General features: G+C 64.2%; 16 protein-coding genes and 2 pseudogenes. 8 read left to right on the plus strand and 10 right to left on the minus strand.

Annotated features, from left to right (window positions below):
• Positions 1–98: 98 nt before the first annotated feature.
• Positions 99–1,679: pseudogene (locus NKI72_RS30490) on the minus strand (acyl-CoA dehydrogenase family protein); the annotation flags it as partial.
• A 612-nt stretch (positions 1,680–2,291) separates the two neighbouring features.
• Between NKI72_RS30490 and NKI72_RS30500 the strand changes: the two are divergent.
• Positions 2,292–3,392 carry a glycoside hydrolase family 25 protein gene (locus NKI72_RS30500; RefSeq protein WP_352830926.1) on the plus strand — a complete coding sequence of 367 codons (1,101 nt, stop codon included), beginning with the start codon at positions 2,292–2,294 and terminating at the stop codon, positions 3,390–3,392.
• A 10-nt stretch (positions 3,393–3,402) separates the two neighbouring features.
• On the opposite strand, the gene purD is transcribed toward NKI72_RS30500, so the two are convergent.
• On the minus strand, positions 3,403–4,680 hold the full coding sequence (gene purD / locus NKI72_RS30505) for a phosphoribosylamine--glycine ligase (protein ID WP_352851679.1): 1,278 nt from the start codon (positions 4,678–4,680) through the stop codon (positions 3,403–3,405).
• Between the two features lie 156 nt (positions 4,681–4,836).
• Here purD and ubiA point away from each other — a divergent pair, with 156 nt between their 5' ends.
• Positions 4,837–5,820 carry a 4-hydroxybenzoate octaprenyltransferase gene (gene ubiA / locus NKI72_RS30510; protein WP_352470707.1) on the plus strand — a complete coding sequence of 328 codons (984 nt, stop codon included), beginning with the start codon at positions 4,837–4,839 and terminating at the stop codon, positions 5,818–5,820.
• Here the strand turns inward: ubiA and NKI72_RS30515 are convergent, their stop codons facing one another.
• The 3 genes from NKI72_RS30515 to NKI72_RS30525 form a co-directional block, all read right to left on the minus strand.
• Positions 5,821–6,387, minus strand: coding sequence for a DUF6101 family protein (locus NKI72_RS30515; RefSeq protein WP_023674094.1), 567 nt, complete (start codon positions 6,385–6,387; stop codon positions 5,821–5,823).
• 186 nt (positions 6,388–6,573) lie between these two features.
• Entirely contained in the window at positions 6,574–8,004 is a 1,431-nt protein-coding gene (locus NKI72_RS30520) for an FAD-binding oxidoreductase (RefSeq protein WP_352851681.1), read from the minus strand.
• Between the two features lie 18 nt (positions 8,005–8,022).
• Positions 8,023–9,003 carry an L-threonylcarbamoyladenylate synthase gene (locus NKI72_RS30525; RefSeq protein WP_352851682.1) on the minus strand — a complete coding sequence of 327 codons (981 nt, stop codon included), beginning with the start codon at positions 9,001–9,003 and terminating at the stop codon, positions 8,023–8,025.
• Between the two features lie 160 nt (positions 9,004–9,163).
• Here NKI72_RS30525 and NKI72_RS30530 point away from each other — a divergent pair, with 160 nt between their 5' ends.
• Positions 9,164–9,595, plus strand: a complete 432-nt coding sequence (locus NKI72_RS30530) for a hypothetical protein (protein ID WP_352851683.1) — start codon at positions 9,164–9,166, stop codon at positions 9,593–9,595.
• A gap of 29 nt (positions 9,596–9,624) precedes the next feature.
• Here NKI72_RS30530 and glyS read toward each other — a convergent pair whose 3' ends face one another.
• Positions 9,625–12,228: a glycine--tRNA ligase subunit beta gene (glyS, locus tag NKI72_RS30535; protein WP_352851684.1), complete on the minus strand. Its 2,604-nt coding sequence runs from the start codon at positions 12,226–12,228 to the stop codon at positions 9,625–9,627.
• A gap of 262 nt (positions 12,229–12,490) precedes the next feature.
• Here glyS and NKI72_RS30540 point away from each other — a divergent pair, with 262 nt between their 5' ends.
• Positions 12,491–12,664 (plus strand): hypothetical protein, encoded by a 174-nt coding sequence (locus tag NKI72_RS30540; RefSeq protein ID WP_352501982.1) that lies wholly within the window; start codon positions 12,491–12,493, stop codon positions 12,662–12,664.
• Here the strand turns inward: NKI72_RS30540 and NKI72_RS30545 are convergent.
• Both NKI72_RS30545 and NKI72_RS30550 read right to left on the minus strand, forming a co-directional pair.
• Positions 12,661–13,728 (minus strand): glycine--tRNA ligase subunit alpha, encoded by a 1,068-nt coding sequence (locus NKI72_RS30545; protein WP_352501983.1) that lies wholly within the window; start codon positions 13,726–13,728, stop codon positions 12,661–12,663. The two genes, NKI72_RS30540 and NKI72_RS30545, sit on opposite strands and share 4 nt — an antisense overlap.
• Before the next feature lie 250 nt (positions 13,729–13,978).
• Positions 13,979–15,754 (minus strand): tetratricopeptide repeat protein, encoded by a 1,776-nt coding sequence (locus tag NKI72_RS30550; RefSeq protein ID WP_352851690.1) that lies wholly within the window; start codon positions 15,752–15,754, stop codon positions 13,979–13,981.
• 322 nt (positions 15,755–16,076) lie between these two features.
• Here NKI72_RS30550 and NKI72_RS30555 point away from each other — a divergent pair, with 322 nt between their 5' ends.
• The 3 genes from NKI72_RS30555 (at position 16,077) to NKI72_RS30565 (ending at position 19,284) form a co-directional block, all read left to right on the plus strand.
• Positions 16,077–17,171: a helix-turn-helix transcriptional regulator gene (locus tag NKI72_RS30555; protein ID WP_352768639.1), complete on the plus strand. Its 1,095-nt coding sequence runs from the start codon at positions 16,077–16,079 to the stop codon at positions 17,169–17,171.
• A gap of 402 nt (positions 17,172–17,573) precedes the next feature.
• Positions 17,574–18,641 (plus strand): YadA-like family protein, encoded by a 1,068-nt coding sequence (locus NKI72_RS30560; RefSeq protein WP_352502062.1) that lies wholly within the window; start codon positions 17,574–17,576, stop codon positions 18,639–18,641.
• Positions 18,642–18,651: 10 nt separating this feature from the next.
• Entirely contained in the window at positions 18,652–19,284 is a 633-nt protein-coding gene (locus tag NKI72_RS30565) for a hypothetical protein (protein ID WP_352851685.1), read from the plus strand.
• Between the two features lie 25 nt (positions 19,285–19,309).
• Here NKI72_RS30565 and NKI72_RS30570 read toward each other — a convergent pair whose 3' ends face one another.
• Entirely contained in the window at positions 19,310–19,915 is a 606-nt protein-coding gene (locus NKI72_RS30570; RefSeq protein ID WP_352851687.1) for a TetR/AcrR family transcriptional regulator, read from the minus strand.
• A 104-nt stretch (positions 19,916–20,019) separates the two neighbouring features.
• On the opposite strand from NKI72_RS30570, the gene NKI72_RS30575 reads away from it, so the two are divergent.
• The gene (locus NKI72_RS30575) at positions 20,020–21,453 is read left to right on the plus strand and encodes an MFS transporter (RefSeq protein WP_352851689.1); all 1,434 of its coding nucleotides are present in this window, start codon (positions 20,020–20,022) and stop codon (positions 21,451–21,453) included.
• 37 nt (positions 21,454–21,490) lie between these two features.
• Here NKI72_RS30575 and NKI72_RS30580 read toward each other — a convergent pair.
• Positions 21,491–21,754, minus strand: a pseudogene (locus NKI72_RS30580) (polyprenyl synthetase family protein); the annotation flags it as partial.

Genomic DNA, 21,754 nt, shown 5'->3' on the forward strand with positions numbered 1-21,754 from the left:
CCAATACCCTCCCTCATCCCTCTCTTGGCCCGGTGCTGGGGGGCGCGGCGTGGGTTATACGACACTTTATCGCCCCGGCCTGGGTCACGCTAGAACCGCTGTATTTTGGGGGTGGCGCTGGCCCGCGCCTCGTCCGAACGACCTTCGGCCTGCAGGTCTTGCAGCAAACGGGTTGCCTGGGAGAGCTCGTCGAGCGCCTGGTCGAGGCGATCGGCGGTCCGGCCGAAGCCTTCAAGGTTCGACGCTCGCACCGCATCGGCGACGGCCTTGAGTTCGGCGATGTAGCCATGCACATGCCGGCCGCCGCCGAGCGGCAGCTTGCGTGTCACCAGATCGATCGCCTGGATGCCATTGGTGCCTTCGTAAATGGGCGCGATGCGCGCGTCGCGATAAAGTGCTGCGGCCCCTGTCTCCTCGATGAACCCCATGCCGCCATGCACCTGCAGCCCAAGCGAGGCGACCTCGACGCCGACGTCGGTCGAAAAGGCCTTGGCCAGCGGCGTCAACAGATTGGCGCGTTCCTGCCAGTGCTTTGCATCTTCGCTCTGCGACGCAAGATCGATGGCGTGGGCGCAGGAATAGCAGATGGCACGGGCAATCTGGGTCAGCGCCTTCATGGTCAGAAGACTGCGCTGGATGTCGGGGTGATGCACGATCGGCGCCATGCCGGCACCGCGATAGCTCGCCGCCTTGCCTTGGCGGCGATCGTTTGCATAGGCGAGCGCCTTCTGCGTCGCCGCCTCGGCGACCGCGACACCCTGAATGCCGACGGCAAGGCGCGCATTATTCATCATGGTGAACATGCAGGCGAGGCCCTTGTTCTCCCCGCCGACCAGCCAGCCGATCGCGCCGGGCGCGGTGCCTTCGAAGCCATCGCCATAAATCATCGTGCAGGTCGGCGAAGCGTGGATGCCCAGTTTGTGCTCCAGCCCGGAGCAGAAGACGTCGTTGCGTGCGCCCAGCGCGCCATCGTCTCCGACCAGGAATTTCGGCACCAGGAACAACGACAGGCCGCGCGTGCCGGCCGGCGCGTCCGGCAGCCGCGCCAGCACCATATGGATGATGTTGTCGGTGAAATCGTGCTCGCCATAGGTGATGAATATCTTTTGCCCGAAGATGCGGTAGGTGCCGTCGCCGGCCGGCTCGGCGCGGGTTCGCAAGGCATTCAGGTCCGAGCCTGCCTGCGGCTCGGTCAGGTTCATGGTGCCCATCCATTCGCCGGAGACCAGCTTTTCCAGGTATTTGGCCTTGAGCGCCTGCGAGCCGTGCTTGTCGAGTGCTTCGACCGCGCCCATGGTCAGCGTCGGGGCGATGCCGAATGCCATCGAGGCGGAGTTCCACATTTCGAGCGCGGCGACGCCGAGCATGGCCGGCAGCGCCTGGCCGCCATACGCTTCCGGCGCGGACAGCGCATTCCAGCCGCCGCCGATCCAGCGGCGATAAAGTTCCTTCCAGCCGGGCGGGGTAGTGACGGCAGCACCGTCGAGCACAGCGCCGTGCTGGTCGCCGATCGTGTAGAGCGGCGCCACCTCCTCGCTGGCGAAGCGGCCCGCCTCGGACAGAATGGCGTCGACGAGGTCCTCACCGAGTTCGCCAAAAGTGCCGGCATCGAGCGCCGGCTTCAAGCCGGCGACATGCTTCAGGGTGAAGGCGATTTCCTCGACCGGTGCCCGATACATGGCGCTCGCTCCTCCTCAGTCCGGCCCTCCCCAGTCTGGCAGGTCTACTTAAGACCTGTGCCGATGCAAATCATCTGCTTTCGGAGTTCCCTGTCCATCTTCTTTTTACGTAAACGTCAAACTTTGTCACGCGGATTTTGCAATTGCCACGACGCAGGCTAAATTCGGCAAGAGAGAGCAGAACACCGAAATAGGATTGCCTCGTGCTCGCACGACCTGACACCTATCGCTGTAGCGAATGCGCCTGCTCTGGCGGACGGCCGGTTTTTGCTATCATGAAGGTAAGGTCGAGAACGGTGCAGCCTATTGGTCGGATCGCGGCATATTGTGCTCACCACCATGTTCGCTGACCCCTCATCGCAAACGCGAGGCCGAGGGAACGCTGTTGCAAGTGCCCGGCGCTCGACCCGTTTCATATCCCCTCTCGCCAGTGACAACCATCAAGACCATCGACGGAGAAGCTGACCGAGCCGTGGCATGCGCGGGCCGCGATCGAAAGCATTTCCTTAACCAGGGCGGTTCAGGATTTGGCTTTGGCCAGCAAGGATGTGCTGTTTGAAAACGCCGGCGCGCCCCCTTGTCCGCTCAGCGCTTCTCGTTGTCGCGGCCGCGATGACCCTGGCACTGACGCCGGCAAAGGCCTCGGATTTCTCCGAACCTTGGAAGGATGCCGACCGGGCGCTGGTCGTCGACGCCTACGAATACAATTCCATCGACTGGACCCGACTAGCCGCCGACAAGCGTCTTGTCGGCTTCATCAACAAAGCATCGGACGGAATGCCGCCACCCTATTTCTGTTTCGGCGACGAGACCGAGACGCGGCTGTGCAAGACGCTCTGGAAACGCCATGCGATGGCACAGGAACTGTTCCAGACGCGCAAGGTGGTGGCCAAGGCGCTGGGCCTGAAATGGGGTGCCTATCATCTCGCCCGCCCCGGCAACCCCGTGGGACAGGCCAATAATTTCATCAATTTCGTGAAACCCGGGCCGGATGACCTGCTTGCCCTCGACATCGAGGACGATGATCCCACCCAATGGATGTCGCTCGAGGATGCCGAGGAATTCGTGCGCCATGTGCATCGTCGGGTTGGCCGCTTTCCGGTGCTCTACACCAACGACACGACAGCCCGGCATATCGCCGACAACAAGTATAAATACCCGCTCCTGTCCCGGCTGCCGCTGTGGTATGCGCGCTACAAGCCAGACATCGGCGTGCATTTTCCGATGGGCAACTGGCAGGGTTATGCGCTCTGGCAGTTTTCGGCGCGAGCAAATTGCGGCCGGTTCCGCTGCCCTTACAGGGTCGCGGGCACACCCAACGATATCGACGTCAGCGTCGCGCCGATGAACGCCACGGAATTGCGCGCGCAGTGGCCGTTCGGCGGCCTGATCGACGTGCAGCCGGATTATCTCGCCTCGATACCGGTGCCGCTCTCACGCGAAGCCGGGCTCGCCGGCGGCACCATCACTTACGCAAGCGTGACGCCAGCAAGCTTCGAGGAGATGGTCGCGGTATTCAGGGCGCGCCTGGCCAGGTTCAGCAGCGGCTTTCAAATGGCTGCGGCGAAGGCGGCACCGGGCCTTCTGCGCGGGATTGCCGAATATGTCGCCTGGACGCGAAACGAAAAGCGTGCGGCATCGGTGCCAGGATTTGTCTCCACCGCCGATGCGGTCAGCAGCTTCTCGACCGAATTCGACCACGGCTTGCGCTGAGGCCGAAGCATCAGTTCGCCTGCTCGCGCGCCACCGCCAGCCAGCCAATGTCGCGGCGGCAAAAGCCTTGCGGCCAGTCGATCCGCTCGAGCGCGGCGTAAGCCTTCTTCTGCGCCTCGCCGACCGTGCGGCCGGTCGCCGTGATGTTGAGCACGCGACCGCCATTGGCGACGAGTGCGCCGCCGTTTATGGCGGTGCCGGCATGAAATATCTCGACGCCCTCAGCCGCCGCCGCCTCGACGCCGCGGATGACCGAGCCCCTTTCCGGCGTGCCGGGATAGCCCCTGGCTGCCATCACCACGGTGAGCGCCGCCTCGTCGCGCCAGCGCACCGAAGTATGCGCCAGCTGGCCGTCGGCGGCTGCGTTGAGCAGGACGAGCAGATCGTCCTTCAGCCGCATCATCAGCACCTGGCATTCCGGGTCGCCGAAACGGGTGTTGTATTCGATCAGCTTCGGCCCCTTGTCAGTAATCATCAGCCCGGCAAACAGCACGCCGGAAAACGGAGCGCCTGTTTCAGCCATGCCGCGCATGGTCGGCTCGACGATCTCGCGCATGGTTCGGTCGATCATTTCCGGCGTCATCACCGGCGCCGGCGAATAGGCGCCCATGCCGCCGGTGTTCGGGCCGGTGTCGCCGTCACTGAGGCGCTTGTGGTCCTGCGCGGTGCCGAAGGGCAGCGCGGTGGTGCCGTCGCACAGGCAGAAGAAACTTGCTTCTTCGCCGACGAGAAACTCCTCGACCACCACTTCCGCGCCGGCCTGGCCGAAGGAGCCGTCAAAACAGGCGTCGAGCGCGGCCAGCGCCTCGTCAAGCGTCATGGCGACGGTGACGCCCTTGCCGGCAGCGAGGCCGTCGGCCTTGATGACGATCGGCGCACCCGTCTTCTCGACATAGGTCCTGGCCGAAGCCAGATCGTCGAAGCGGCCATAGGCGGCGGTCGGGATGCCGTATCTGGCGCAGAGGTCCTTGGTGAAACCTTTCGAGCCTTCCAGCCGTGCCGCTGCCTTTGACGGTCCGAAGACGCGGATGCCCTCGGCGCGCAGGTCGTCGGCAATGCCGGCGACCAGCGGCCCTTCCGGCCCGACCACGACGAGGCCTATTTCATTCTCGCGGCAAAACCGGACCACCGCTGCGTGATCGGCAGTATCGAGCCTCACCAGTTCGGCTTCGTGGCCGATCCCCGGATTGCCGGGCGCCGCGTAGAGTTTGGTCAGCAGCGGCGACGCCGCGATCTTCCAGGCCAGCGCATGCTCTCGTCCGCCAGAGCCGATCAGCAAAACACGCATGCCCAGATTCCTCGTCATTCCAAGACCAGGACTGCGCTATTGCGCCGCGCGGGACGGGTCAAGACATTTGGCTGCCGAAGCGCCGATTGCGCGTGGCGAGCGTGCGGGGGCTGCTTGACGCTTGACGGCATTCGCCTCTGCTGCCACTCCAGCAAAATGGAAACCGTCCAGTCGAAAGCGGCCCAGGGCCGCGTCGCCGATGCGCCGAGCGGCCACTGGGTCTATCGCGTGCTGCCGCGGCGGTTGTGGCCCTATGCGCAGCTTGCCCGGTGGGACCGGCCGATCGGCTGGCAATTGCTGCTGTGGCCATGCTGGTGGTCGGCTGCGCTTGCCGCGAGCGCCTATCCGCGTCCGACGGACCCGCTTCTCTCTCTGCTGCCGTCGCCGTGGTATCTGCTGCTGTTTTTTCTTGGCGCGTTCGCCATGCGCGGCGCCGGCTGCACCTACAATGATTTGGTCGACGAGGACATCGACAACCAGGTGGAACGCACGCGCTCGCGGCCGCTGCCGGCCGGCAAGGTCACGCGCCGGCAGGCCTGGATGTTTGTTGTCGTGCAGGCACTGGTCGGCCTTGCCGTGCTTTTGCAGTTCAACAGCTTCGCCATCTTGCTCGGCATCGGCTCGCTGGTCATCGTCGCCGTCTACCCGTTCATGAAGCGGTACACCAATTGGCCGCAACTCGTTCTCGGCCTTGCCTTTTCCTGGGGAGCGCTGATGGGATGGGCGGTCGAGTTCGGCGATCTCGATGGGCCGGCAATCATGCTCTATATCGGCTCGATCCTGTGGGTGATCGGCTATGACACGATCTATGCGCATCAGGACAAGGAAGACGACGCCATCGTCGGCGTGCGCTCGACGGCGCGCCTGTTCGGCGACAATACCAAGGTCTGGCTGGCCGGGCTTTATGGCGGAGCGCTGGTCTGCTTCGCCATCGCCTTTGCCTCGGCACAGGCACCGGTGCCTGCACTTGCCGGGCTGATCGCCGCCGGCGCGAATCTGGCGCGGCAGATCGGCGTGCTCGACATCGACGATCCGGACCAGTGCCTGAGGCTGTTCAGATCGAACAACCAGGTCGGCTGGCTGATCTTCCTCGGCCTGATCGGCGGCGCGGTCTGGGTGGCGCTGAAGCCGCTGGTTTAGCTATTCCCGCGAAATAAGCTCTTCGCCGCCGATGACCAGCCTGAGGCCGAGGTCGCCGGCGCGGCGGCGGGCGAGGAAGCGCGGGCGGCGCATGGTCGAGACGCGACCCTTGCGGCGGTCCTGCGCCGGCAGCGCCTTGATGGCGGCGCCGAGCGATTCTTCCAGCGTGCGGGCGATGCCGTCGGCCTCGATCAGCAGCATCGGCAGGCGGTAGGCGTCGGCCCAGGCGCGCCAGTCGGCGGCGACGTCGTCGAGATCGTCGGCGACCAGCAGCGGCACCGACAGCATCGGGTCATTGTGCAGAAGCTCAAGCGTCACTGTGACATTGCCATCCGGATCCTCCATCGCGCGGGCGGCGACGCCGCGAAACGCGTTGGCGGGCAGAGCGATGATCGCCGGCACGCCGCTCATCTCCAGCGTGCGGCGGATAACCGCGCCGCGCTGGTCGATGGTGAAGGTAACGTCGCCATAATCGTCGCGCGTGGCGTAGCTCACCACCTGCGGCAGGCGGAATGGGTCGAGGCGCATATTGCGCCCGGCCCAGACTGGCTTCAGTCCAGTGTTCATATCGTGCCTTTCCTGTTTCTCCTGAGAGCCGGTGTTTCCGGTTCTCCGGGCCGGCTTTCCCAGCCTCGTTTGTGGAGAAACATTAGCGCGGGCTTCTTATCCTCGCGCTTAAGAAAGTCGGTTAAATTTTGCTGATCCGGGGCGGATGGTTATCGGAATGCCAACCGGCGCAGGCCGGCGAAAGGATCAGATAACCTTACCCGGATTCATGATGCCGGCCGGATCGAAGGCGGCCTTCACCCTGCGCATCAGCTCAATCGCCATCGGCGGCGCCGTCGCGATCAATTCGTCCCGCTTCAACTGGCCGATGCCGTGCTCGGCCGAGATCGAGCCATGAAACACGCGCACGACGTCGTGCACGGCCTTGTTCATGACGTGGTAAAGGCCGAGAAACGCCTCGTCATCGCCGTCGGCCGGCCGGGAGATGTTATAGTGCAGGTTCCCGTCGCCCATGTGGCCGAAGCAGACGACGCGCGCGCCGGGACTGACCGATTGCACGGCGCCGGCGGCCTTTTCAATGAAGGGCGGGATTGACGCCACCGGCACCGAGATGTCGTGCTTGATCGAGGCACCTTCCGGTTTCTGCGCCTCGGGCAGCACCTCGCGGAAATTCCAGAACGCATCGCCCTGGGCCATGCTTGCCGCGATCACCGCATCGCCGACGATCGCTTGCTCGAGGCCTGCCTCCAGCACCTCCTCGATCAGCGCCCTCGCATCGTCGGCCGAACGGCCCGACGAGATCTGCATCAGCACATACCACGGCCAATCGCCGGCAAGCGGCCGCACCACGCCTTGTGCGTGGGCAAGCGTGAAGTCGTAAGGCCTCTGGCCGATCAGCTCGAAGGCGGTGAGCGCTGCCCCTGCACGGTCCATCGCCAGGCTGAACAGCGACAATGCCGCCTCCGGCGATGACAGGCCGGCAAACGCCACCTCGCGCCCCTTGGGCTTGGGGAACAGCTTGAGCACGGCGGCGGTAATGATGCCGAGCGTACCCTCGGCGCCGACGAACAGGTTCTTCAGATCGTAACCGGTATTGTCTTTTTTCAGCTTGCGCAGATCGTCGAACACTTCACCGGTCGGCAGCACCACTTCGACGCCGAGGCAGAGCTCGCGCGCATTGCCGTAGGCAAGCACGCCGGTGCCGCCGGCGTTGGAGGAGAGATTGCCGCCGATCTGGCAGGAGCCTTGCGCGGCAAGCGACAGCGGAAACAGCCGGTCGGCGGCATCGGCCGCTTCCTGCAGCGTCTGCAGGATGACGCCGGTTTCGACCGTCACCGTGTTGGACAGTGTATCGATCTCGCGGATGCGGTTCAGCCGCGACAGCGACAGCACGATCTCGCGGCCGGATGCGTCCGGCACCTGGGCGCCGACCAGCCCGGTGTTGCCGCTTTGCGGCACGATGGGCGTGCCGGTTTCGGTCGCCAGCCGCATGATGCTGCTGACCTCCTCGACGGTCCCCGGCCTCAGCACCAAAGCCGTCCTGCCGTGCCAAAGTCCGCGCCGCTCGGTGAGGTAAGGCGCGATGTCCCGCTGATCGCGCAGCGCATATTTGTCGCCGACGGTTGCCGCAAAGCGGGCGACGACGGCGGGGTCGAGATCGGGGGAAATGTCGTTCATGGGTGGAAACTATGGTGCTCAATCCATCTTGTCACGCGGGGCGATCTTGTCACGCGGGGCGGCGGCGCGCGAAAGCCGGTCATTGATCGCCTCGCCCAGCCCTTCGAACGGGATCGGCTCGACGGCGATGGTTTTGGCGCGACTGCTATCGAGATCCTGCAGATGGGCGAAGAGATTGCTTGCCGCCTCGCCCAGGTCGCCGGTCTCCGACAAGTTGCGCAGGGCGGCTGCATCGCGCCAGCCTTCGGCACGGCGGCGGCCGAAGGCCAGCAAGGCTTCGCCCGGTGCGACCTCCGCAGCATTGAGCCGCACTGCCGCACCTGGCGCATAGTGCGAGGCGAGCATGCCGGGCGCCTCGATGCCCGAAGCGCCGCGCAGCAACTTTGTCCCGGCCACTGCTTCGATCTCTTCGGCGGCAATGCCGCCCGGCCGCAGCAGCCGCAGCTTTCCAGCTTCGACCTTGACGATGGTCGATTCCAGCCCGACCGGCGTCGCGCCGCCATCGACCACAAGCTTGATCCGGGGACCGAGATCGGCGGCCACGGCATCGGCCGTCGTGGCGCTGATCCTGCCCGAGGAATTGGCGCTGGGCGCCGCCAGCGCGCGGCCGAACCTGGCGATCAGCTCGCCGCCAAAGCCTTTCGGCATGCGCAGCGCGATCGTTTCCAGACCGGCGGTGACCAGCGGATGAATGCCGTTGCCGGGCCGTTGCGGCAGCACCAGCGTCAGCGGCCCCGGCCAGAATGCCTGCGCCAATCTTTCCGACAGCGGATCGAACAGCGCGATGCGCTCGGCCATCGCCGGGTCGGCTATATGGGCGATCAGCGGGTTGAAGCGAGGGCGGCCCTTGGCTTCGAAGATGCGGGCCACGGCAACGCCATTGGTCGCGTCGCCGGCCAGCCCATAGACGGTCTCGGTCGGGATGGCGACGACATCGCCGCTCTCGAGCAGCGCCAACGCCCTTTCCATCGCCTCGCCGACGGCACGAATTTCAGCCACTGTCGTCACCTCACGGATGCGGGTGCCTAATACGCTGACGCCGACGGAGCAAGTCCGGGCGTGGGCGAATCGCAAATCGCTAAAATGCTCTGTTTCCCCGCAAGCCGGCATCAACTGGCCCTCGGCTACGGTGCCGTCTTGTTGGGCAAGGGGAATTATCATGCTTTCGATGCGTATCGTTGGAGCGCTTGGTCTGGCGTTTATGGCCGGCACGGCACAGGCCTCGTCGCTGGTTTTTCTCGGGCAAACGACGGCGACGCCTTCGGTTGTAAGTGCCGGCGCGCTCGAACGGGCAAAAACACCGTCGATCGTCGCGCTCGGCGAGAAGTTGCCTGACGTCAATGAAAACGTCACCGATGAAAAGGTCGCGGCGATCCCGAGCCAGCCGAGTCATGGCTTCGACGGAAGCCCGATGATCATTCGCGGCGGTATCGTCGGCGATGCCTTTGCAACGCCGGCGCCCAAGGTCGCGCCGGCCATCGCTGCCGCGCCCGCCGCGGACAGCAAAGCCGACCCAAAGGTCGCCAGCAAAACCCCTGAACCGGCTGCGCAGCAGCCTGCCCCGCTAGCAGCTCCCGACCAGCCGAAATAGCGCCACAAGCGATGATTTTTTTCCGGACGTCAGCCGGCTATCTTGGAGAAATCCGCGACCCGGTCGGTCGCCGCGCGGATGCGGGCGAGCAATGCCAGGCGATTGGCGCGCACCGCCTGGTCCTCATCGTTTACGAGGACTTTCTCAAAGAATGAATCAACCGGCTCGCGCAACACGCTAAGCGCCAGCATGGCGGCGGAAAAGTCTTCGTTTTGAATTGCTTCGCCGGCTTGCCTCTCGGCCTGATTGACCGCGGCGTACAAGGTTTTTTCGGCGCCCTCCCGGAACAGCGCCGGCTCAACACGGTCGGCGATCGTCGTGTTCTTCTTCTCCTCGGCAGCCACGATGTTGGCGGCGCGCTTGGTGCCGGCAAGCAGGTTCCCGCCGTCCTCGCTGTCGAGGAAGGAGCCAAGCGCTTCGACGCGGCGGACGATTTGCAGGAGGTCGTCGTTGGACGATTGGCCGATCTCCCCCCTAGAGGGGGAGATGCCCGGCAGGGCAGAGGGGGGCGCGACAGAATGAGAGGCTGGCGGGACAGCGCCCCCCTCTGTCGGCTGCGCCGACATCTCCCCCTCTAGGGGGGAGATCGGGCGCGAACCTGCCGCCAGAACCGCGTCGATCAGATCATGCCGCGCGCCCTGATCGCGGAGATAGACTTTCAGGCGGTCGTGGAAGAAGGACAGGAGATCGGCAATTATCTCAGACGCGGAATGGTCCGGTAATTCGACGCCGCGTATTTCCGAGGACAGCGAACCTGCCCGTTCACTGATCAAATCGTTGGCTGATCCAACGCCAGTAGTGAAATCGCCCTCGTCGTCCGCTCGCCAAACCACCGAAAACCGATTGCCGCGATTGAAGGTAAGCCCGAACAGCGAGTTTAAAAACTGGCGCTGGAGCGGCAGTCTCACCCCGTTCTCGACCAAAGTCCTGACCACTCCCAGCGCCGCTCTTCTGAGCGCATAGGGGTCCTTCGATCCGGTCGGCTTTTCATCAATAGCCCAGAACCCGACCAGCGTGTCGAGCTTGTCGGCAAGCGCCACGGCCACCGAAACCGGATCAGTTGGCACGCGATCGGACGGTCCCTGCGGCTTGTAGTGTTCCTCGATCGCCGCGGCAACGGAAGGATGCTCGCCCTGCAGCAGTGCGTATTTGCGGCCCATGGCGCCTTGCAGTTCCGAGAACTCGCCAACCACTTCGGTGGTGAGGTCGGCCTTGGCGAGCACGGCGGCGCGGCGCGCCAGCGCGGTAATCTCCCCCCTCGAGGGGGAGATGTCGCCGAAGGCGACAGAGGGGGTCATCTCGCGTGGAGCGCCAACTTCCTCTTGCTTCGAAAGGCCAGATCGCGTCGCGCCAGCCGAAGCGACCCCCTCTGGCCTGCCGGCCATCTCCCCCTCAAGGGGGGAGATCGACTGCGCCACGAGCGGCGCCAATTCTTCGGCCAACCTGGCAATCCGCTCCACCCGCTCGCCCTGCGTGCCGAGCTTGGCATGAAACGTTACATTGAGGTGGTCGAGGCGGGCCATGCGCTGGTCGAGCGGTTTTTCTAGATCAAGCCCGAACTTTTCCGCCGATGCCTGCAGCTGGTCGAGATCCGGCAGGTCGCCCTGGTCGGTCTTCCAGAAATAGAGCGCGTCGGACAGGCGCGCGCGCACCACCTTGCCATTGCCATGGGCGATCTCCTTGCCGCCATCCTTGGCCTCGATATTGGCGGTCAGGATGAAGCGGTTGGAGAGCTCTTCGCCCGCGTCGTGTGGCCGCGTCACGAAACACTTCTGGTTGGCGCGGATGGTGAGCCTGATCACCTCGGCCGGAATGGCCAAGAAATCCTGCTCGAATTCGCCCATCAGCACGACGGGCCATTCGACCAGGCCCGACACTTCCTCCAGCAGCCCCTCGTCCTCGACGAGGTCGAGCCCGCTGGCGAAGGCGAGGTTCCTGGCATCGGCAAGAATAATCTCCTTGCGCCTGTCGGCATCGAGCACGACCTTGGCCGCCTCCAGCTTGGCGACATAATCGTCGAAGCGTCGCACCGTGATGGCGACCGGTGCATGAAAACGGTGGCCGTAAGTGACATTGCCTGAGCGGATGCCGTCGATCTCGAAATCGACGACCACCGGCTCCTCGGTTTCGGGGCCGAAGGTGCACAGGATCGATTGCAGCGGCCGCACCCAGCGCAGCGAGCCGGGCTTGGCCGAAGCCGGCCCCCAGCGCATCGATTTCGGCCAGGGGAAGTTGCGGATGATGCCCGGCACCAGTTCGGCGATGATCTGCTCCGCCGGTCTGCCCGGCCTGGAAATATGGGCGACGTAGAAGTCGCCCTTCTTCGGATCGGAATGAACATGCGCCTCGGCAATCGAGGCAAGGCCGGCCTTGCGCAGAAAACCCTGCACCGCCGGCTCGGGCGCCTTGGTCGAGGGCCCCTTGATCTCCTCGCTGATGTCCTTCGAGCGCGCGGTCAGGCCGCGAATGTCGAGCGTCAACCGGCGCGGCGTCCAATATTCGCGCGCCGCCTCGTAGGTCAGCCCGGCGTCGACCAGCCCGTCGGTCAAAAGCTTCCTGAGATCGCCGGCAGCCTTGCGCTGCATGCGGGCGGGAATCTCTTCCGAACGGAGTTCTAAAAGCAGGTCGGGCATCGAAGGAACTCATGGACAAAAATAGCCGCCGCTTCGCGGCGACCTCCCCCATCGAGGGGGAGGTAAGCGGGGGCATAGCAACTCGGCTGGCCGCTGTCACCCTTCCCAGCTCGATCGGGACATCTAACGGCGATTTCCGAAGAAATTCAGCCGCCTGTCGGACACGCGCCGGTCCGCCCGTCCTTGGATCAAAGATTTCCCTGAACCGAACGCAGCGCTGAAGCGACCAACGCTCAGGCAGAGAGCTATTGGCTGACCGACCATGAGAACGGCATCGACATTCCTGCAGATCCTCGCGCTCAGCGCCTGCTTCACGGCGCAAGTTCATGGCACGTTCTCGATGCCCGGCGTCAGGCAGGCGCTGCGGACAATAGCCGGTGCAAGCGGCCAAGGCACGTTGCCAATCAGCGCCCCTGCCGAAACCGCCTGGAGCTAAGCCGCCAAGCCGCCCGCCTGCGTCAGCAGAAACGCCTCGCCGCAGGCCTTGGCCAGATTGCGCACCCGCAAAATATAACTCTGGCGCTCGGTGACCGAAATCACGCCGCGTGCGTCGAGCAGATTGAAGACGTGGCTGGCCTTGATGCACTGGTCGTAGGCGGGGAATACAAGGCGGTGGTATCCCTCCCCCTTGAGCGGAAGGTGGCCAGACAAGGTCTGGCCGGGAGGGGTCGCCCGTGCGGTGCTCGACGTTTTACTTGTGGTGCCTTCTGAGGTGACCCCCTCTGCCCGCTTCGCGGGCATCTCCCCCTCAAGGGGGGAGACAGGCGCGCCGGCTTCGAGCAGCGCCTTGCACTCGGCTTCGGCGTCCTCGAAATGCCTGAGCAGCATTGCGGTGTTGGCGAATTCGAAATTGTGGCGCGAATATTCCTGCTCGGCCTGCAGGAAGACGTCGCCATAGGTCACCTTGTCGGCGCCTTCGCGGCCGTTGAAGTTGAGGTCGTAGACATTGTCGACGCCCTGCACATACATGGCCAGCCGTTCCAGCCCGTAAGTGAGCTCGCCCGCCACCGGTGCGCATTCGATGCCGCAGACCTGCTGGAAATAGGTGAACTGCGACACCTCCATGCCGTCGCACCAGCACTCCCAGCCGAGCCCCCAGGCGCCCAGCGTCGGGCTTTCCCAGTCGTCCTCGACGAAGCGGATGTCATGCAGCAGCGGATCGATGCCGATCGCGGCCAGCGAGCCGAGGTAAAGCTCCTGCAGATTGGGCGGATTGGGCTTCAGGATCACCTGGTATTGGTAATAGTGCTGCAGCCGGTTCGGGTTCTCGCCATAGCGGCCGTCCTTGGGGCGGCGCGAGGGCTGGACATAGGCGGCATTCCAGCGTTTTGGACCGAGCGCGCGCAACGTCGTTGCCGGATGGAATGTGCCGGCGCCGACTTCCATGTCGTAAGGCTGGAGGACGACGCAGCCATAGTCCGCCCAGTAATTATGCAACGTCAGGATCAGCCCCTGGAACGAGCGGCTGGGGTGCATGTGGGCAGGGATATCAACGGTCACGGCGGCCTCCGGCGGGAAAGGCGGGATGCCGGCACGTCCTAGATGCCTGGCCAGCAAGCGTCAAGGCAGAGGGGGTCAGGCCTTTGAAGGTGTTCCCTTCTCCCTTTGTGGGAGAAGGTGGCCGAGCGAAGCTCGGTCGGATGAGGGGTGTTCCAGCTTGGCACCGACGGCAATCCGTCCGACACCCCTCAACCGTCTCGGCGCTGCGCGCCGATCCACCTTCTCCCACAAGGGGAGAAGGAAAGAAGGGTCACCCCTTAGGCGCGGGCGCCGGCAAGGGCTTTACGTTCGGGGTTTCCTGCGCCGTGTTGGATTCGATCGGCGGCAGGCCTTTCATCAGCTTTTGCTGCAAGGCGGCAAGCACATCCGGGTCCGGCTTCAGGTCGCGGGCCTGGTTCCACTGGAAGGTGGCTTCCAGCTTGCGGCCGACGCGCCAGTAGGCGTCGCCGAGGTGATCGTTGAGCACCGGATCCTCCGGCTTCAACGAAACGGCGCGTTCCATTTCGCGCACCGCGTCGTCGAACTGGCCAAGGCGGTAATAGGCCCAGCCCAGCGAATCGACGATGTAGCCGTCGCTCGGCCTCAGGTCGACGGCCTTCTGGATCATCGCGAGGCCTTCCTTGAGGTTCATGTTCTTGTCGACCCAGGAATAGCCGAGATAGTTCAGGACCTGCGGCTGGTCGGGGTAGAGCTCCAGCGCCTTGCGGAAATTCGGCTCGGCCTTCGGCCATTCCTTCAGCCGCTCATAGGCGATGCCGCGCTGGTAGAAGATGTTCCAGTTGGCGGCGGTCGGCGTCTTCAGCACCTCGACTGCCTTGTCGTAAAGATTGGCGGCGGAGCGGAAATCCTCCTTCGAGGAATAGACGCCGCCGAGCGCCAGATAGGCGCGCATGTCGTCTGGATGCGCATCGACGATGGCCTTGAGGTGAGCGATCGCCTCGTCGTTGCGGTCGAGATCGGCAAGGTTGAGGCCAAGCTGCAGGTCCGAAAGCTGCTTCAGCGGCGAGCCGGCGGGAATGCGGCGATAGAGCGCGATGGCGCCCTCGCCGTCTTTCAACTGCTCGGCAACGGCGGCAAGCTGAACGAGCGCCGCGTCGTTGTCGGGCCGCAGCGCCAGGGCATATTGCAGATAAAGCCGCACGAACGGCTCGCCGCCGCCGCGGTTGAGCGCGGTGGCGAGATCGAGCAGGATTTCCGAGGCGCCGTCCGACGGACCGGCAACGAAGGGCTCGATCTTTTCGCCCTTGTTGATCTTGTCGCGAAGGGCTGCAATCTCGACCTTGCCGGGCGCAAACGCCTCGGCTTTGTCGAGCACCGACAGCGCCTTGGCCTTGTCGCCTTTGCGGGCGAGGAAAGAGGCGTAGGCCTGCGCGTTGCGCATCCATGTTTCGGGGGCCGCACCGCCGGCGGCGGTGTCCTGCACGGTGGCGGTGTAGAGCGCATCCGCCCTGTCGGGTAGGCCGGAGGCGTCGGCAATCAAGGCGCGGTGGAAGGACTTGAACAGGCTGAACCAGTCGGGGCCTTGCAGCTTGTCGATGGAAGCCATGGCCTCGCCGGCGTCACCCGCACCCTGCTTGGCCCAGCCGGTCATGACGCCGGAGATCAGCCGGTCGAGATCGGACTCGAGCGACAGCTTGAGCCAGTATTCGGCCTTGGAGAAATCCTTCTTGTGGAAGGAATCGATGGCCAGCGCCAGGCGCGAGAAGCGCTCGACATCGGGAACCGCCTTGAGCTTGTCGGCATAGACTAGGGATTCGTCGAAGCGCCCCTGCGCGATCAGCGACAGCATCAGGCTCTGCTGCAGTCCCGTATCGTTCGGATCGAACGCAAGCGCCTGCTTGTAATAGGAAATGGCGCTGTCGAGGTCGTTGTCGCCGTCGGCAATCCTGGCGGCGAGATAGGCCCCCGAGAAGGATGTGATCCTGACCGGCTCGGCGGTCTGTTTGGCATGCGCCGGCAAAGCCGAGATCGCCATGCCCGTCGCGATTGCCAGCCCCGTCAGCCAGCGCGCATATCCTTGCCGCATCATATCCCTTTCAGCCAAACGCCATCTCCGCGTCAGCGGGATCGCCGTAGACTCGATTTTTACAGGTAAAGCATGGCCTTTTTGGGGTCGTGCTTCAACCCGGCCCGAATTCACAATCGGGTCAAGCAATTAATAAACCATGCCGAAAGGGCCTGAACTGCGACTCTTGACCGCGTGGCGTCCGCTTTGGCGGTGCCTGCGCGGTGCTATTTCCCGACGCCGTAAGCGATCCCTAAGCGCCAGCGGTTGAAAGCTTCCGCCATGCAACTTTGCGTGGCAGGATGAGATTTCAATTCTTGCTTCGCCAGCCATGGGGGCGCCGATGCTGGAAGTGCCGCGCGACGAAGAAGCCTTCGCCATCGTCGATCGTATCTACGAAGCAGCGTTCGCCGCCGAGCAGTGGCCGGGAGCGTTGGAAGCGACCAGTGCGATCACGCGCTCGGCAAGCGGCTCGATTTTCATGATCAGCGATCATTCCCCGCTTCGCGCCATCGGCGAGGCGCAGGCCGAGCCCTTGATCGACGCTTTCATGGCAGATTGGAAATTTTCCGAGAGCGTGCAGCGCATGTGCAGCACTCAGCCGGCAAGCTTTGTGCGGGTCGACGACTTCATGACCGGCGATGAGATCGAGCGGGACCCGATCTACGCATGGGCAAGAAATTTCGGCGTCGGATCGCCCGTCTGCACGTCGATTCCCATGCCGAGCGGAGAGCTGGTGCTGTTCGTCTTCCAGCGCTGGCTGAAGGACGGCAAGTACGATCAAGCGGCGATCGACCTGCTGAACGGACTGCGTCCGCATCTGGCGCGGGCCGGCCTTGTTGCCGCGCGTCTTGGCATGGAACGCGCCAGGACCGCCGCATCGGCGCTGGGCGAAATCGGGCTGCCGGCCGCTGTCATGAGCGGATCAGGCCGTGTGCTGACGGTCAACCGCCTGCTGGAAGATATGAAGGACGTGTTCATCCCCCAGGCCGGCGGCGGCATGGTGCTTGCGGACCTATCTGCAAACGCGCTTTTCCAGCAAGCCATCATGCACAACGACGACCATCGCGTTGTGCGGTCCATCCCTGTCCCAGCCGTTGAGGGGCGGCCTGCGCTGATCGTTCACCTTTTGCCGTTGCGCCGTGCCGCACATGACATCTTTTCGGGCGCGGATATCCTTGTCGCGGCAACTGCCGTCAGCATCAGCGCGACGGTGCCGTCGCCCGATATCCTTTCGGGCCTGTTCGACTTGACGCCGGCGGAAGCCCGGCTCGCCGTCGTGCTTGCCTCAGGCCGTTCCGTACAGGAAGCCGCCCTCGAAATCGGTATCGCCGTCAAATCGGCCCGTACTTATCTCGAGCGAATTTTTCGGAAAACCGGAACCAGTCGCCAAAGCCAGCTCGTGGCGCTGCTGACGAGCGCGCGGCCGTTTTCGTGATTTCGGTCAGTCAACCGGCCCGACGTTGCAAGATTGCAACAGCCAGGACTGAAAACGCTGCAAGAACAGGGGGAATGCCGCGAAGTGTAGGCATTTGCCGACTGTCCGGCCGTTGCCGGCTTCATGCATGGTCCATCTCATCGGGAGCTTTGCGATCGGCCGGCGCCGTTCTGGAAAGAAGGGGATAATTCGATGAAGAGCCGTGTTGTAGAAGGCTTTGAGTGGTCGGCTGCATTGGGGGCTGCCGGCATCCTAATGTCGTCCCGCGTGCCGGTTCGCGGGGCCGGAGTTTTGGTGATAGCCGCGGCAGCCGGCCTGGTGGCCCTCGCGCCGACTCCGGCGGCTGCGTTTGTGTGTGAAGATATAAATTGCGCAGATGGCGCCGGGGCTTCGCCCACCGGTATGGCATGCGGAACTATCGCCCAAGCTGCGGGCGGATCCTCGACGGCGGTCGGCGGTAGAGCCGTTTCTGATGGAGACCTCAGTACCGCTCTTGGCGATGATGCGTGGGCCGGGGGAATCTCGGGTCCCATCAACCATAACAATGCAAGCACGACGGCTATCGGCGCCCGTGCTCAGGCTGGTGCGGGAGGCCCTAACCAGGCCAACGCTACCGCTCTTGGCGCCTCGGCCAAGGCGAATGCGGTGAATGCCACCGCCCTCGGCACCGGTGCGACGGCCAATTTTGCCGATTCAGTCGCCGTAGGCCAAGGTGTGACCACGACACGCGCCAATCAGGTGGCTATCGGCAACAGCAGCGCCACCTACACTCTGTCGGGCATCAACAGCGCAGCCAGCAGGGAGGCCCAGAGCGGACCGAAATACCTGGTGACGTCCGACGCCGCGGGCAATCTGGCGACCGCTTCCGTGAACATCGACGAACTCGAAGGACTGGCCGACGACGTTGCAGCCCATACCACCCAGATCGCCTCGCTCAACACCACGGTAAGCAGCCACACGATGCAGCTTGCCGATCACGAGACGCGCATTGTCAACAACACCAACCAGATCAACGCGCTCAACACGACGGTCGGCAATCATACGATCCAGCTTGCCGATCACGAGGCGCGTATCACCAACAATACCAACACGCTCAACCTGCACACCGCGCAGATTTTCAGCCTCGACAGTCGCACCACGATCAACGAGGCTAACATCGCCCTGCTCGACGGCCGCGTCAGCGCGCTGGAGGGCGGGTTGCAGAACCTTGGCGAGCAGGTCAGCGAAAACCGCTCGGAAGCCCGCGCCGGAACGGCGCTTGCGCTGGCGACGGCGGGATTGCGTTACGACGACAGGCCCGGCAAATTGTCGCTGGCCGGCGGCTTTGGCCATTTCAAGGGCCAGTCGGGCCTGGCGCTCGGCCTTGGCTATAGCACGAGCCTGGATTTCCGCCTCAACGCCGCCGTGTCGGCCTCCACCAACCGTGGCGATGTCGGCGTCAGCGTCGGCGCATCGTGGACACTCAACTGATGCAGCGGGCATGACCTCAATCTTGCCGGGATCGGTGCGGCCGACGGGCAGAATGTTGCTGGCCGCCTTGGTGCTGACGGCAGCCGTTCCGCAGCTTGTCCAGCCTGCCCTGGCGCAAACGTCGAAAATCCAGAAATCGGCCAAGCCCCAGGCGCCGAAGCCGGCCAATATCGACCGCAACGGCGTGCTGATCCTGGTGCGCGGCTCGCTGCTGGCGCTCGACCATGCCAACAAGACGGGGAATTACACGGTGCTGCGCGATCTCGGCGCGCCGGGCTTCCAGACCAACAATGCGGCCAAGCTTGCCGAGATCTTCGCCAGCCACCGCAATGACGGCATCGACCTCGGCGGCGTCGCGGTGCTGGAGCCGCAATTGACGCTGCTGCCGCAGATCGAGTCCAACGGCATGTTGCATATGGCCGGTTTCTTTCCCTCGGTGCCGATGCAGGTCAATTTCGAGCTGTTGTTTGCGCCGGTCGAACGGCAATGGAAGGTGTTCGGCATCTCGGTCGCGCTCAGCAAGGCCGGCCCCGAGGCGCCGGCAACCGAGCCGGAACCGCCGAAAGCTGTCGCTGCCGAACCACCCGAGCCGCCGACGGCGGCGGTCAATCCCAAGAAAGCCGCCGAGAAATCCGGCAAGTGAGGGCCAAGCGTCACGGCCCTGAAACTCAGGACGTTTGCGAAAGGCTTGCGTCGAGCGCCTGCATAGCGACGGTGACAAGATCGTGCAGCCGCTTTTTCGGCACGCCGTCGCGTGCCTGCACCGAAAGGCCGTGCATCAGCGTGGCGTAATAATCCCCCAACGTCTCGGCGTCGGTGTCCGGCTTCAATTCGCCATCGCGCACCGCCTTTTTCAATCGTTCGACGATCGATGCGGTACGCGCCAGCCGATGCTCCGCCAGCCATTGCAGCACGGCGTCATTTTCGACGGCGCAATTGGTCGCGGCCGTCACCACCATGCAGCCCTGCGGCTGCCCCGGCCGCGTATAGATTTCGACGGCGTCGCGAAGCATGCGCTCGATGACGCGCCGGACATTTGGTTCTTCCTGCAGTGCGCGCGTGGCGAAGCCGCCCTCATTGGCCTCGTAAAGTGCCACCGCTTCGCGAAACAGATCCTCCTTCGAGCCGAAGGCGGCATAGATGCGCGCCGATGCGAGACCAAGCGCCGATACGAGATCGGCCATCGAGGTGCCCTCGTAGCCGCGTCTCCAGAAAGCGTCGCGGGCTTTCTCCAGCGCCTGGTCGCGGTCGAACTCCCTTGGCCTTCCCGCCATGGCGGTCTCCAATTTTTGTCGATCAACAAATAATCCGCTTGACTTCGGATTGCAAATCTCAATTCTTTGTGGATCATTAAATAATTGTCGACAAGGAGACCGGCATGAGTTCACTGGATCAAGGCGCGCCGCTCGGGGCGATAACGCAGGGAGCAAGCAGGGCGAAACATGGCGCAACGCTGGCGCTGCTCGCCTTCGCGCAGCTCATCATCTCGCTCGACCTCAACATAGTCTTCGTGGCGTTGCCGGAGATCGGCGCCGGCCTCGGATTTTCAGGCCAGACCCTGCAGTGGGTGGTCAGCGCCTACACCGTCTTCACCGGCGGCTTCCTGCTGTTCGGCGGCCGGGCCGCCGACCTGATCGGCCAGCGCCGCGTCTTCATCTTCGCGCTCTGGCTCTACGCGCTCTCATCTCTGGTCGGCGGCCTCGCCTGGTCGCCGGAAATCATCATCGCGGCCCGCGCCGTGCAAGGCATCGGCGCCGCGTTCCTGTTTCCTGCGACGTTGTCGCTGATCAACCGCCTGTTCGCCGAGGGACCGGAACGCAACCGGGCGCTCGCCGTCTGGGGCGGCGCGGGCGCCAGCGGCCTGACGCTCGGTTCGCTTGCCGGCGGGTTTCTGACCAGCGCCTTCGGCTGGCCGTCGGTCTTCTACGTCAACGTGCTGTTGGCCGGGATCGCCATCATCGCGGCTTTCGCCATCATCCCGCGCGATCGCAAGCGGCACGAGCAGCGCAGCTTCGATCTGCCGGGCGCGCTGACCGTCACCGCAGGCGCGACGCTGCTTGTCTTCACCCTGGTTCAGGGGCCCGAATATGGCTGGGGCTCTGGCGCAATCATCGTCAGCGCAGCACTGGCGGCATTCTTCCTGATCGCCTTCACCGTGATCGAGGCCAACAGCGCCGACCCGCTGATTCCGCTGCGCCTGTTCCACAACCGCAGCCTCGTCGCCGGCATGACGATAACCTTCCTCTACATGGCCACTTTCGGCGCGCTGCCCTACTTCCTCACCGTGCTGCTGCAGAACGTGCACGGCTTCACTGCCTTGCAGACGGGCCTCGCCTTTCTCGTGCCGTCGGTCGCCATCGCCACCGGCACGCAACTCGGCGAGCGTCTGGCAACGCGCTTTTCGACGCGCCGAACCCTGGTCGGCGGCATGATCGTCGGCGCGGTCGGCACAGCATTGATGGTATCAGGCGCGACTGCCGATAGCAGCTATCTGCCCCTCGTACCCGGCCTGATCGTCTCCGGCGTCGGACAAGGCATCGTCTGGACCGCAATGTGGATTGCCGCCGCTTCCGGCGTTGCCCATGACCAGCAAGGCGTCGCCTCGGGGATGGCTTCGACGACGCTCAATGTCGGCAACGCCATCGGCATGGCCGTGCTGATTGCGATTGCGAACAGCCAAATCGGCGAATTGTCCGGCGATGCGTTGAAAATTGCCGTCGCCGACGGCATCCAGGTTGCCTTCCGGCTCGCGGCGGCGGGCATCGTCGTCAGTTTGCTGGCAGCAATAGTGCTTCCGGCAAAGGCTCGATGAGAACAGGCGGCGTCCCGGCCTCGCGCCGCGACGCCTGTCAATTCACCCGGCTGATGCAGAAATCGATGACGTCGATCAGTGCAGACTTCTGCGGCGTCGCCTCGAGCGGCGCCAGCGCGTCGCGGGCTATCTCGCCGAAATGGCGGGCGCGCCCTATGGTGTCGGCAATCGCCCCGTGGCGGAGCATCAGGCCGATGGCCTTTTCCAGCCCGGCATCGTCGGCGGCATTGTCCTCGATGGGCCGTTTCCAGAAGCTGACAAACGGACTGGTGGCGCGCACATATGCCAGGAGCACACGCCG

It is taken from the genome of Mesorhizobium sp. M0437 (assembly GCF_040321335.1).
Taxonomy (GTDB): domain Bacteria; phylum Pseudomonadota; class Alphaproteobacteria; order Rhizobiales; family Rhizobiaceae; genus Mesorhizobium.

What these genes read in the sequence shown, in the direction of transcription:
- NKI72_RS30500 (WP_352830926.1), top strand. Translation starts at nt 2,292, where the DNA reads ATGACCCTGGCACTGACGCCGGCAAAGGCCTCGGATTTCTCCGAACCT.
- NKI72_RS30540 (WP_352501982.1), top strand. Translation starts at nt 12,491, where the DNA reads ATGAGAACGGCATCGACATTCCTGCAGATCCTCGCGCTCAGCGCCTGC.
- NKI72_RS30520 (WP_352851681.1), bottom strand. Translation starts at nt 8,004, where the DNA reads ATGAACGACATTTCCCCCGATCTCGACCCCGCCGTCGTCGCCCGCTTT.
- NKI72_RS30550 (WP_352851690.1), bottom strand. Translation starts at nt 15,754, where the DNA reads ATGCGGCAAGGATATGCGCGCTGGCTGACGGGGCTGGCAATCGCGACG.
- glyS (WP_352851684.1), bottom strand. Translation starts at nt 12,228, where the DNA reads ATGCCCGACCTGCTTTTAGAACTCCGTTCGGAAGAGATTCCCGCCCGC.
- NKI72_RS30570 (WP_352851687.1), bottom strand. Translation starts at nt 19,915, where the DNA reads ATGGCGGGAAGGCCAAGGGAGTTCGACCGCGACCAGGCGCTGGAGAAA.
- purD (WP_352851679.1), bottom strand. Translation starts at nt 4,680, where the DNA reads ATGCGTGTTTTGCTGATCGGCTCTGGCGGACGAGAGCATGCGCTGGCC.
- NKI72_RS30530 (WP_352851683.1), top strand. Translation starts at nt 9,164, where the DNA reads ATGCTTTCGATGCGTATCGTTGGAGCGCTTGGTCTGGCGTTTATGGCC.
- NKI72_RS30575 (WP_352851689.1), top strand. Translation starts at nt 20,020, where the DNA reads ATGAGTTCACTGGATCAAGGCGCGCCGCTCGGGGCGATAACGCAGGGA.
- NKI72_RS30565 (WP_352851685.1), top strand. Translation starts at nt 18,652, where the DNA reads ATGACCTCAATCTTGCCGGGATCGGTGCGGCCGACGGGCAGAATGTTG.
- NKI72_RS30560 (WP_352502062.1), top strand. Translation starts at nt 17,574, where the DNA reads ATGGCATGCGGAACTATCGCCCAAGCTGCGGGCGGATCCTCGACGGCG.
- NKI72_RS30555 (WP_352768639.1), top strand. Translation starts at nt 16,077, where the DNA reads ATGCTGGAAGTGCCGCGCGACGAAGAAGCCTTCGCCATCGTCGATCGT.
- NKI72_RS30515 (WP_023674094.1), bottom strand. Translation starts at nt 6,387, where the DNA reads ATGAACACTGGACTGAAGCCAGTCTGGGCCGGGCGCAATATGCGCCTC.
- ubiA (WP_352470707.1), top strand. Translation starts at nt 4,837, where the DNA reads ATGGAAACCGTCCAGTCGAAAGCGGCCCAGGGCCGCGTCGCCGATGCG.